The organism is Lysobacter sp. 1R34A (assembly GCF_051217035.1).
In the GTDB taxonomy this organism is placed as follows: Bacteria; Pseudomonadota; Gammaproteobacteria; order Xanthomonadales; family Xanthomonadaceae; genus Lysobacter.
This window is the reverse complement of record NZ_JBPKJP010000001.1, coordinates 310,021-320,292: the sequence shown is the minus strand read 5'-3', so window position 1 is coordinate 320,292 and position 10,272 is coordinate 310,021. Positions and strand designations below refer to the sequence as shown.

The window sequence follows — 10,272 nt, the reverse complement described above, 5'->3', positions numbered from 1 at the left end:
AAGGCCTGTGCGACCGCGGCCAGGGCATCGGCGCGGCGCGCCAGCACGGTCACGTCGCAGCCGAGCAGGGCCAGCTCGTGCGCGGCGGCGCGGCCGATGCCTTCGGAGGCGCCGCAGACCAGGGCGTGCTTGCCGTTGAGATTCAGATCCATGTCAGTCTCCGCTGCCCGGCAGGGCCATGCGCTCGCGCATCAGCGCCGCGACCGCGCGGCTGTCGTCGCGGTCCTGCGCCTGCAATTGGGTCGCGACGTTTTCGCGATTGGCCAGGGGATGGTTCTGGCTGAGTTTGAACTTCAGGGTGATGCGCTCGACCCGGAAGCGGAAGCCGACGATGCCGCGCAGTTGCCGGCGCAGTTCCTCGCGTTCGGCTTCGAAGCGCCAGTCGCTGCCGATGCGGCGTTCGTGGCGGACGCTGAGGTCGTCGACGAGTTGGGCCAGGCCGGCCTCGTCCTCGAAGGTCTGCAGTTCGCCGTGCAGATGGGCGATCGCGTAGTTCCAGGTCGGCACCCGCGCCGCGCTTTCCTTGTCGCTGTACCAGCCCGGAGACACGTAGGCATGCGGGCCTTGCAGGATCGCCAAGGCCGGGCCGGCGTGGCGCGCCTGCGGATTCGGGCGCGCCCAATGGCCGCGCAGTTCGACCTGCTCCCCGTCGCGCCGGTACAGCAGCGGCAGGTGGCTGACGGTCGGCGCGTCGTCGCGCACGGTGATCAGGGTGGCGAAGTCGTAGGCGTCGGCCAGGCGGTCGAGCGCGCCCAGGTCGGTTTCGGCGAAGGCGCGGGGCAGGTACATGACGTCGGGCTCAGTGGCGCTGCGGCAGTTTCTGGATCATCAGGGTGCCCAGGGTTTCGTCGTCCTGGGCCTGCGGCGGCACCAGTTCGTCGAGGGCGAAGCCGCGCGCTTGCGCGTCGTCCTCGTCCAGGCCTTCGAGCTCGACGAATTCGGCGTCCATCAGCGCGGCGCGGGCGGTGTCTTCGCTGTCGTAGGACAAGGTGTTGGCGTCGCTGTCGAAGACTTCGGCGGTGCCGGCCTCGCGCACGCGCAGGCGCGCCCAGATCACGGTGCGGCCGAGCGTGGCCAGCCACCACCGGCCGTCGCCGGAGGCCGGCATGGAAGAGGTCTCGTATTCGTTTTCGGTCATCAGGACACCATCATGGAAAGCAGCCAGAGCAGGCCCGAGCAGGCCAGCGAGGCGAACACGATCAGCAAAGAGACCCGCGCCGGCGTGGCCAGGCCGTCGAGATTGCGGTCGCCGGCGACGCGATAGCGCTGGCGCAGCAGCCAGCGCCAGGCGGAGGGATCGACGAAGGCGGCCTCGCCGAGTTCGCCGCGCAGGGCGGGGTGGCGGTCGCGCAGGTGGACCAGGGCCAGCGGCCAGAAGATCGCGAACGCGCACAACGCGGAGATCGCGATACCGACGAAGGTCAGGGCCAGGAACAGGATCACGTAGGTCTTACCTCTGCGGCCCGGAGGCCTGAATCGACGCCGGCCGCCATCATGTGCCGCGACCGTGGCGGGGTAAAGCGGCGCGAGGTCGCGGCGGTTGCGCCTGTTTAGCCACTTTCATCCCCTCATCCCCGCCTGCGCGGGGACGAGGGGCAAAGCAAAGCCGCAGCATTCGATGCGGATCAGAACTCGGCGCTGCCCGGCGCGCGCGGGTAGGCGATCGCGTCGCGGATGTTGCTCAGGCCGCAGACGTAGACCACCAGGCGCTCGAAGCCGAGCCCGAAACCGGCGTGCGGCACGGTGCCGTAGCGGCGGAAATCGCGGTACCAGTCGTAGTGCGCCGGATCCAGGCCGAACTGGGCCATGCGCGTGTCGAGCACGTCGAGGCGCTCTTCGCGCTGGCTGCCGCCGATGATCTCGCCGATGCCGGGCGCCAGCACGTCCATCGCCGCGACGGTCTTGCCGTCGTCGTTGAGGCGCATGTAGAAGGCCTTGAAATGCTCGGGGTAATTCAGCACCACCACCGGGCGGCCGACGTGCTGCTCGGTCAGCCAGCGCTCGTGCTCGGTCTGCAGGTCCAGGCCCCATTCGACCGGGAACTCGAACTTCTGCCCGGACTTCTGCAACAGCGAGATCGCATCGGTGTAGTCGATGCGCTCGAACGGCGAGTTGACGAAGGTCTCCAGGCGGGTGATCGCATCGGGCTGGACGCGCTCTGCGATGAAGGCCATGTCGTCGCCGCGCTCGTCGAGCACGGCGCGGAACAGGTACTTGAGGAAATCCTCGGCGACCCGCGCGTTCTCCATCAGGTCGGCGAAGGCGATTTCCGGCTCGATCATCCAGAACTCGGCCAGATGGCGCGTGGTGTTGCTGTTCTCGGCGCGGAAGGTCGGGCCGAAGGTGTAGACCTTGCTCAGTGCCAGGCAGTAGGCCTCGACGTTGAGCTGGCCGGACACGGTCAGGAAAGTTTCCTTGCCGAAGAAGTCGCGCGAGAAATCGATCGCGCCGTCCTTCTCGCGCGGCAGGTTGGCCAGGTCCAGGGTCGAGACCCGGAACATCTGGCCGGCGCCTTCTGCGTCGGAGGTGGTGATGATCGGCGTGCTGATCCAGTAGTAGCCGTTCTCGTGGAAATACCGGTGCACGGCCTGCGACAGGCAGTGGCGGATGCGGGTCACCGCGCCGAACAGGTTGGTGCGCGGGCGCAGGTGGGCGAACTCGCGCAGGTACTCCAGGGTGTGCGCCTTGGGCTGCATCGGGTAGGTCAGCGGGTTCTCGACCCAGCCGACGACCTGCAGGCTGGAGGCCTGGATCTCGAAGTTCTGGCCCTGGCCCTGCGAGGCGACCAGGGTGCCGGTGGCGATCACCGAGCAACCGGCGGTGAGGTGCTTGACCTCCTCGTCGTAGTTGCCCAGCGTATTCGGCGCCACGACCTGGATCGGTGCGAAGCAGGAGCCGTCGCTGACGTTGACGAAGCTCAGTCCGGCCTTGGAATCGCGACGGGTACGCACCCAGCCGCGTACCGTGACTTCGCCGCCCGCCGGAATCTTGCCCGCGAGTGCCTGTTCGACGCTAACCACCGTCATGTGATGCCGCCCCAGCGCGTTGAAAAGTAAAGGACGGCGATGATAACGGATGCCGCCGGCACAGGGCGTGCCGGTCGCCGCGGCCTTAGACTGCGCTTCGGGATCACGGGGCGGGGCGCGGGAATGAATCGGGTAAGACGTTGGGTCGGGCTATCGGGACGCGGCTGGGCCGGCGGGATGCTCGCCCTGGCGGCGGCGACAGGCGTGCAGACGGCTGAGGCCGCTGCGGCGACGGCCCCCGAGCCGTTGCCGGTGGTGGCGCTCGACGAGGCCCGCGCCGGCCATTTCGCCGGGCTCGCGTTGAGCTGCGTCGGCCGCGAATACCCGAACAAGATCAGCCATCGTCTCGACGGCGCCAAGGACGTGGCCGCGCCGAGCACGCTCTACCCGGCGTTCTACGGCTGCTACGACTGGCATTCGTCGGTGCATGGGCATTGGTTGCTGGCGCGCCTGATCGAGCGTTTCCCGCAGGCGCCGTTCGCCGCGCCGGCGCGGGCCGCATTGGCGCGCAACCTGACCACGCAGAACATCGCCGGCGAACTGGCCTATCTGCGCCGCAGCAGCGACGAGACCTTCGAACGCCCCTACGGCCTGGCTTGGCTGCTGCAACTGGGTTCGCAATTGCGCGGCTGGGACGACCCGCAGGCGCGCCAGTGGGCGGCCGCGCTGGAACCGCTGGAACGCGAGGCCGCGGCGCGTTTGCTGCGTTGGTTGCCGAAGCTGACCCGGCCGATCCGCGTCGGCGAACACAGCCAGACCGCGTTCGCCTTCGGCCTGGCCCTGGACTGGACCCGCCGCAGCGGCGACCAGGCGCTGCGCGATGCCCTGATCGCCCGTTCGCGTTTCTTCTACCAGGGCGACCGCGACTGCCCGCTGGCCTACGAACCGTCCGGGCAAGACTTCCTGTCGCCGTGCCTGGCCGAGGCCGACCTGATGCGGCGGGTGCTGGCGCAGGACGAATACGCCCGCTGGCTGCGCGGGTTCCTGCCGCAGGTGCCGCGCCGCGCCCGCGCCGATTGGCTGGCGCCGGCGCTGGTGCTCGACCCGGAGGACGGCAAGCTCGCCCATCTCGACGGTCTCAATCTGAGCCGGGCCTGGATGCTGGAGGGCATCGCCGCCGGGTTGCCGCCGCGCGATCGCCGGATCGGCGCTTTGCGCGCGGCCGCGGCGGTGCATCGCGAACTGGGCCTGATCGCGGTCGGCGACAGCCATTACGCCGGCGCCCACTGGCTCGGCAGCTTCGCCACCTATCTGATGGCGCCGCCAGAGCCAGCGCCGGCAGCCGCAGCCGCAGGGGCAGGGGCTGGGGCAGGGCGCAGCGACTGAGGCCCCCGCGCCGACGCCGCGGCCGCTCGCGAAGGGCTGAACGGCCGCGGCGGCGCGCTTGAACACGGCCGCAATGCCGCCATATCGGGTACAGCCCGCCGATGCCGGGCTGCTACCATTCCTGGGCGTCCGTCCCGGGCGCAGCCGGCATCGAGTCAACATTCCTACGAGTACCGCCATGTCCGTGACCCTCGCCCCCGCCGCTCTCGCCCGTGTCCAGCATTTCCTGACCGAAACGCCGACCGCCCTGGGCCTGCGCTTCGGCGTGACCCGCACCGGGTGCTCGGGCTGGCAGCACACCGCCGACCTGGCCCGCGACGAACGCGAAGGCGATACCGTGTTCGAGCAGGACGGCGTGCGCATCTACGTCGACCCGATCAGCCTGCCGCTGGTCGATGGCACCCGCATCGACTTCCTCAAGCAGGGCCTGGGCGAGATGTTCGTGTTCCAGAACCCGAACGCGGCCGCCGAATGCGGTTGCGGCGAAAGCTTCACCACCCAGGCCGACGCGGCCTGAGGATCGCGGGGCAGGGCGGGACCTGCGCGCGGGGTCTCGCGACGACCCCGCGGCGAGGCATCGCCCGACGCCGAGCGCACGGCGCCAGCCGCCAACTTTCGACATGCGGCAGGACCCCGGACCCGGGCTAGACTCGGCCGCTGGTCTCCTGGGGAATCCGCACCATGCTCCGTCCCGTTCTGCTCGCCGCGGCCATCGCCGTGGGCCTGGCCGCGCCGCTCGCGGTCGCCGCGCCCGGCAGCGCCGCGTCCGCCACGCGCAATGCCAATGCCGCCACCGAGGCGCTGCACCGCTTGTTCGACGAGGAGTGGGAGCGCGGTCTGCGCGAGAACCCCGAAGGCGCCAGCTTCAACGGCGACAAGCGCTATAACGACCGTTGGACCGACGCCAGCCTGAGCGCCATCCAGGCGCGCCAGGAAAGCGACCGCCAGGCCCTGGCCCGGCTCAGGGCGATCGACCGCAGCCAGCTGTCGGAAGCCGACCAGCTCAACTACGACGTGTTCGGCTGGAACCTCGAAAAGAGCATCCAGCGGCAGAAATACCGCGAATACCTGGCGCCGGTCGGCCAAAGCGGCGGCGTGCAGACCGCCGACGGCCTGGTCGAGGCCTTGTCGTTCGAGCAGGTCAAGGATTACCGCGACTGGCTCGCGCGCATGCGCGCCCTGCCGAAGCTGATCGAACAGAACCAGATCCTGCTGCGCGAGGGCGCCAAGGCCGGGATCACCCCGCCGCGCGTGCTGATGCAGCGCGTGCCGGGCCAGATCGCCAAGCAGATCGTCGACGACCCGGCCAAGAGCCCGTTCTACAAGCCGTTCAACCGTTTCCCCGACAGCATCCCGGCGGCCGAGCGCAAGGCGCTGCAGGCCGAGGCGAAAAAGGTCATCGCCGAGACCGTCGTGCCGGCTTACCGCGAGTTCGGCAGCTTCTTCGAGAAGGAATACCTGGCCGCGGCGCGCACCAGCATCGCCGCCAGCGACCTGCCCGACGGCAAGGCTTATTACGATTTCCTCGCCGCCGATTTCACCACCACCGATCTCGGCGCCGACGCGATCCACAAGATCGGCCTCAAGGAAGTCGCGCGCATCCGCGCCGAGATGGAGAAGGTCAAGGCCGAGGTCGGCTTCAAGGGCACGCTGGCGGAGTTCTTCGCTTACCTGCGCAGCGACCCGAAGTTCTTCCACAAGACTCCGGCCGCGCTGCTCGAGGCCTACCAGGCGATCTCCAAGCGGATCGACCCGGAGCTGGTCAAGATTTCCAAGCTGATCCCGCGCCAGCCTTACGGCGTGCGCCCGATCCCCGACAACGTCGCTCCCGACACGACCACCGCCTACTACCTGCCGGGCGCGGTCGACGGCACCCGCGCCGGCTATTACTACGTCAACCTGTACAAGCCCGAGGTCCGCCCGACCTGGGAAATGATGCCGCTGTCGCTGCACGAGGCCGTGCCCGGCCATCATTTCCAGTTCGCCCGCGGCCTGGAACTGCCGGATGCGCCGATGTTCCGCCGCACCGGTTACTTCGTCGCCTACGGCGAGGGCTGGGGCCTGTACGCCGAGCGCCTGGGCTACGACATGGGCCTGTACGACGACCCTTACGACCGCATGGGCCAACTGTCCTACGACATGTGGCGCGCGGTCCGGCTGGTGGTCGACACCGGCATGCACAGCAAGGGCTGGAGCCGCGACAAGGCGATCAAGTTCTTCATGGACAACGCGCCCAAGACCGAGCAGGACGTGGTCAACGAGATCGACCGCTACATCGGCTGGCCGGGGCAGGCCCTGGCCTACAAGATCGGCCAGCTGAAGATCTCCGAGCTGCGCGAGCGCTCGCGCAAGGCGCTGGGCAAGGACTTCGACCTGCGCGACTTCAACGACGAGGTGCTGTCGACCGGCTCGGTGCCGCTGCAGGTACTGGAGAAACACATCGACGCCTGGATCGCAGCCAAAAAGCCGGCCGCGGCGGCGAAACCGGCGGGCAAGCCGAAGAAGCGCTGATCTCCCGAAGTGATGAGATAAGCCCGGCGCTGGACGGTCCGGCGCCGGGCCACACCCCGAGTAGTCGATCCAAAGGGTAGGAGCGGCCCGCGACCGCGCCAACCCGGGCGGCGGCGAAACGCCACGGTGGCCGAGGTACCGCCCCGACCCTCGGGGCCGACGCGGCCTGGGCGGCCGGTTTGCCGGTCCATGGGTCTCGATTTGCACCTAAGCCCTTGTCCCTGCCATACTTTCCGGCTCCCGACTGGCCTGGTGCCGGCCGGGACCTTGCTCCACCGCGTCCGCATCCGGACCCCGGGGGGCTGAACCGGGTCGCCCTCGGCGATCCATCATCCACAAGGAAACAGACCCATGCGTCATTACGAAGTCGTGTTCCTGGTCCATCCGGACCAGAGCGAGCAGGTGCCCGCCATGATCGAGCGCTACAAGTCGCTGATCGAAGCCGGCGAAGGCAAGATCCACCGTCTCGAAGATTGGGGCCGCCGTCAGCTGGCCTATCCGATCGAGAACCTGGTCAAGGCCCACTACGTCCTGCTGAACATCGAAGTCACCCAGACCGTGCTCAACGAGCTCGTCGACGGTTTCCGTTTCAACGACGCCGTGCTGCGTCACCTGGTCATGAAGCGCGACGAAGCCGACACCGAGCAGTCGCTGATCATGAAGTTCAAGGACGAGAAGGGCGACAAGCCCGAGCGCGGCGAGCGCGGTGAGCGTCGTCGTCGTGACGACGATAGCGATACCGCCGTCGGCACCGCCGACAACGCCGACGACAACGCCGAAGCCGCCTGAGGATTGCCCCCATGTCCAAGTTTTTCCGCCGCCGCAAGTTCTGCAAGTTCACCGCCGAAGGCGTCAAAGAGATCGACTACAAGGATCTCAACACCCTGCGCCAGTACCTGACCGAGACCGGCAAGATCGTGCCGAGCCGCGTCACCGGCACCAAGTCGAAGTACCAGCGCCAGCTGGCCACGGCGGTCAAGCGCGCTCGTTTCCTCGCGCTGATCCCGTACACCGACAATCACAACGCCTAAGAGCCGGGAACGAGTGGGCGACCCGGTCGCCGAGGAACGAGAAGCGAGGTCACTCGTTACCCGTTCCTCTTCGCTCGTTTCTTGTTTCATTCGGACAGCGAATCCCGCTGCGGACCTACAGGCCCGCTAACGAACACGGAGCAAGACCATGCAACTGATCCTCCTGCAGAAAGTCACCAACCTCGGCAACCTCGGCGACAAGGTCAACGTCAAGCCGGGCTACGGCCGCAACTTCCTCGTGCCGCAGGGCAAGGCCGTTCCGGCCACCGCCAGCAACCTGGCCGACTTCGAAACCCGCCGTGCGGAGTACGAAGCCAAGGCCAAGTCGCTGCTGGAAGGCGCCGAAGGCCGCAAGGCCCGCCTGGAAGGCGCTTCGGTGACCGTCCACGCCAATGCCGCGACCGAAGGCAAGCTGTACGGCTCGGTGACCCCGCGCGACATCGCCGAGGCGCTGACCAAGGCCGGCTTCGAAGTCGGCAAGTCGGAAGTGATCATGGGCGAAGGCCCGATCCGCCGCACCGGCGAGTACGACGTGCTGATCCACCTGCACGCCGACGTCGAAGTGACGGTCAAGGTCATCGTCGCGGGCGAAGCTGCTTAATCGCGAGCGCCCGAGCGTAAGACTTGCGAAGGGCGCCGAAAGGCGCCCTTCGTTTTTGCAACGAGCGGCTGCGGGTTCTGCTTGGGACCGTCGCGGTCTCAGGCCTTGAGACCTTGCGCTGGCATACCGGTGCTGACTTATCCAGGCTTATCCACAGCTTGATAACAGATCTGTATGCAACTGCTTGCCGCCCGTCCCGAGTACGATGTGCGCCCGACTCGATTGCAGTCCGACCGTGACGCAGCGGTTCGGCTTTCGGTCGGCATGCCACCACCCCAGCCCCTGAGCCTAGACCGGCTCGATTGGCCGCAGCTGTGGCCGAACGACGAGGATCGTCTTCTCCGATGAGCGCACGTGGCGGATTCCGTAGCGAAAAACGTTTCGAGACCCGCGCCGAACAGCGCGTGGACCAGCTCCGGGTGCCGCCGCAATCGATCGAGGCCGAACAGGCCGTGCTCGGCGGTCTCATGCTCGCGCCCGACGCCTACGACCGGGTCGCCGACCAGATCGTCGAGGAAGACTTCTATCGCCGCGACCACCAGCTGATCTACCGCGCGATCCGCGACCTGGCCGAGAAGAGCCGGCCGTTCGACGCGGTGACACTGGGCGAATGGTTCGACTCGCAAGGCCTGTCCGAACAGGTCGCCGGCGGCGCCTACCTGATCGAACTGGCCAGCACCACGCCGTCGGCCGCCAACATCACCGCCTACGCCGAGATCGTTCGCGACAAGGCGGTGATGCGCAAGCTGATCGAGGTCGGCACCGAGATCGTCAACGACGGCTTCCAGCCCGACGGCCGCGACAGCGGCGAGATCCTGGCCAAGGCCGAGCAGCAGGTGTTCGCGATCGCCGAAGCCGGCGCTCGCGGGCGCACCGACTTCACCCCGGTCACCAAGGCCCTGTCGGAAGCCTTCGACGTGCTGCAGACCCGCTACGCCAGCGGCGGCGCGGTCACCGGCCTGGCGACGGGCTACACCGAATTCGACGAGATGACCGCCGGTCTGCAACCGACCGATCTGTTGATCCTCGCCGCGCGTCCGGCGATGGGCAAGACCACGCTGGCGCTGAACATGGCCGAGTACGCCGCGTTCCGCAGCAAGAAGGCGGTGGCGATCTTCTCGATGGAAATGTCGGCGAGCCAGCTCGCCCTGCGCCTGATCTCCTCGGTCGGCCGGGTCAACGCGCAGCGCCTGCGCTCGGGCCAGCTCGAGGACGAGGACTGGAGCCGGGTGACCAGCGCCATTCGCCAGCTGCGCGAAGCCAAGATCTTCATCGACGACACCCCGGGCCTGTCGCCGGAGGTGCTGCGCGCCAAGTCGCGCCGCCTCAAGCGCGAACACGACCTGGGCCTGATCGTGATCGACTACCTGCAGCTGATGTCGGTGCCGGGCAACAGCGAAAACCGCGCGACCGAAATCTCCGAGATCTCGCGTTCGCTCAAGCACCTGGCCAAGGAGCTCAACTTGCCGGTGATCGCGTTGTCGCAGCTCAACCGCTCGCTGGAACAGCGCGCCGACAAGCGCCCGGTGATGGCCGACCTGCGCGAATCCGGCGCTATCGAGCAGGACGCGGACGTGATCATCTTCATTTACCGCGACGACTACTACAACAAAGAGACCTCGCCGGACAAAGGCCTGGCCGAGGTCATCATCGGCAAGCAGCGTAGCGGCCCGACCGGTTCGCTGAAGCTGAAGTTCTTCGGCGAATACACCCGCTTCGACAATCTCGCCCACGACAGTATCGGCTCGTTCGAGTAATCCTCGCCGCGGCGGCCTGG

The 10,272-nt window shown here is 67.8% G+C and carries 12 protein-coding genes; 7 read left to right on the top strand and 5 right to left on the bottom strand.

The window, feature by feature from the left end; translation table 11 throughout:
* The 5 genes from ACSAMQ_RS01185 to asnS form a co-directional block, all read right to left on the bottom strand.
* Positions 1-152 (bottom strand): SDR family NAD(P)-dependent oxidoreductase (locus ACSAMQ_RS01185; protein WP_435393891.1); only part of this gene is annotated, 152 nt, incomplete at its 3' end.
* Between the two features lies 1 nt (position 153).
* A complete protein-coding gene (locus tag ACSAMQ_RS01180) occupies positions 154-789 on the bottom strand; it encodes an FMN-binding negative transcriptional regulator (RefSeq protein ID WP_435393877.1) in 636 nt (211 codons plus the stop codon).
* 10 nt (positions 790-799) lie between these two features.
* Complete coding sequence (locus ACSAMQ_RS01175; RefSeq protein ID WP_435393890.1) at positions 800-1,108, bottom strand: hypothetical protein; 309 nt, start codon at positions 1,106-1,108, stop codon at positions 800-802.
* A gap of 29 nt (positions 1,109-1,137) precedes the next feature.
* A complete protein-coding gene (locus ACSAMQ_RS01170; RefSeq protein WP_435393876.1) occupies positions 1,138-1,443 on the bottom strand; it encodes a hypothetical protein in 306 nt (101 codons plus the stop codon).
* A gap of 182 nt (positions 1,444-1,625) precedes the next feature.
* Positions 1,626-3,026 carry an asparagine--tRNA ligase gene (asnS, locus tag ACSAMQ_RS01165; protein ID WP_435393875.1) on the bottom strand — a complete coding sequence of 467 codons (1,401 nt, stop codon included), beginning with the start codon at positions 3,024-3,026 and terminating at the stop codon, positions 1,626-1,628.
* A 204-nt stretch (positions 3,027-3,230) separates the two neighbouring features.
* Here asnS and ACSAMQ_RS01160 point away from each other — a divergent pair, with 204 nt between their 5' ends.
* The 7 genes from ACSAMQ_RS01160 to ACSAMQ_RS01130 all read left to right on the top strand — a co-directional run bounded on the left by ACSAMQ_RS01160 (position 3,231) and on the right by ACSAMQ_RS01130 (position 10,252).
* Positions 3,231-4,352: a DUF2891 domain-containing protein gene (locus ACSAMQ_RS01160; protein WP_435393874.1), complete on the top strand. Its 1,122-nt coding sequence runs from the start codon at positions 3,231-3,233 to the stop codon at positions 4,350-4,352.
* 178 nt (positions 4,353-4,530) lie between these two features.
* Complete coding sequence (locus ACSAMQ_RS01155) at positions 4,531-4,869, top strand: HesB/IscA family protein (RefSeq protein WP_435393873.1); 339 nt, start codon at positions 4,531-4,533, stop codon at positions 4,867-4,869.
* Between the two features lie 164 nt (positions 4,870-5,033).
* Complete coding sequence (locus ACSAMQ_RS01150; RefSeq protein WP_435393872.1) at positions 5,034-6,863, top strand: DUF885 domain-containing protein; 1,830 nt, start codon at positions 5,034-5,036, stop codon at positions 6,861-6,863.
* Positions 6,864-7,214: 351 nt separating this feature from the next.
* A complete protein-coding gene (gene rpsF / locus ACSAMQ_RS01145; RefSeq protein WP_435393871.1) occupies positions 7,215-7,652 on the top strand; it encodes a 30S ribosomal protein S6 in 438 nt (145 codons plus the stop codon).
* Between the two features lie 11 nt (positions 7,653-7,663).
* Positions 7,664-7,894, top strand: a complete 231-nt coding sequence (gene rpsR / locus ACSAMQ_RS01140; RefSeq protein ID WP_031372470.1) for a 30S ribosomal protein S18 — start codon at positions 7,664-7,666, stop codon at positions 7,892-7,894.
* Between the two features lie 148 nt (positions 7,895-8,042).
* Positions 8,043-8,495: a 50S ribosomal protein L9 gene (gene rplI, locus ACSAMQ_RS01135; protein WP_435393870.1), complete on the top strand. Its 453-nt coding sequence runs from the start codon at positions 8,043-8,045 to the stop codon at positions 8,493-8,495.
* A 344-nt stretch (positions 8,496-8,839) separates the two neighbouring features.
* A complete protein-coding gene (locus ACSAMQ_RS01130) occupies positions 8,840-10,252 on the top strand; it encodes a replicative DNA helicase (protein WP_031372468.1) in 1,413 nt (470 codons plus the stop codon).
* The last annotated feature ends 20 nt before the right edge of the window (positions 10,253-10,272 follow it).

Coding starts and splice junctions, on each gene's coding strand:
- ACSAMQ_RS01180 (WP_435393877.1), bottom strand. CDS start 789: ATGTACCTGCCCCGCGCCTTCGCCGAAACCGACCTGGGCGCGCTCGAC.
- ACSAMQ_RS01175 (WP_435393890.1), bottom strand. CDS start 1,108: ATGCCGGCCTCCGGCGACGGCCGGTGGTGGCTGGCCACGCTCGGCCGC.
- asnS (WP_435393875.1), bottom strand. CDS start 3,026: ATGACGGTGGTTAGCGTCGAACAGGCACTCGCGGGCAAGATTCCGGCG.
- ACSAMQ_RS01155 (WP_435393873.1), top strand. CDS start 4,531: ATGTCCGTGACCCTCGCCCCCGCCGCTCTCGCCCGTGTCCAGCATTTC.
- ACSAMQ_RS01150 (WP_435393872.1), top strand. CDS start 5,034: ATGCTCCGTCCCGTTCTGCTCGCCGCGGCCATCGCCGTGGGCCTGGCC.
- rpsF (WP_435393871.1), top strand. CDS start 7,215: ATGCGTCATTACGAAGTCGTGTTCCTGGTCCATCCGGACCAGAGCGAG.
- rpsR (WP_031372470.1), top strand. CDS start 7,664: ATGTCCAAGTTTTTCCGCCGCCGCAAGTTCTGCAAGTTCACCGCCGAA.
- rplI (WP_435393870.1), top strand. CDS start 8,043: ATGCAACTGATCCTCCTGCAGAAAGTCACCAACCTCGGCAACCTCGGC.
- ACSAMQ_RS01130 (WP_031372468.1), top strand. CDS start 8,840: ATGAGCGCACGTGGCGGATTCCGTAGCGAAAAACGTTTCGAGACCCGC.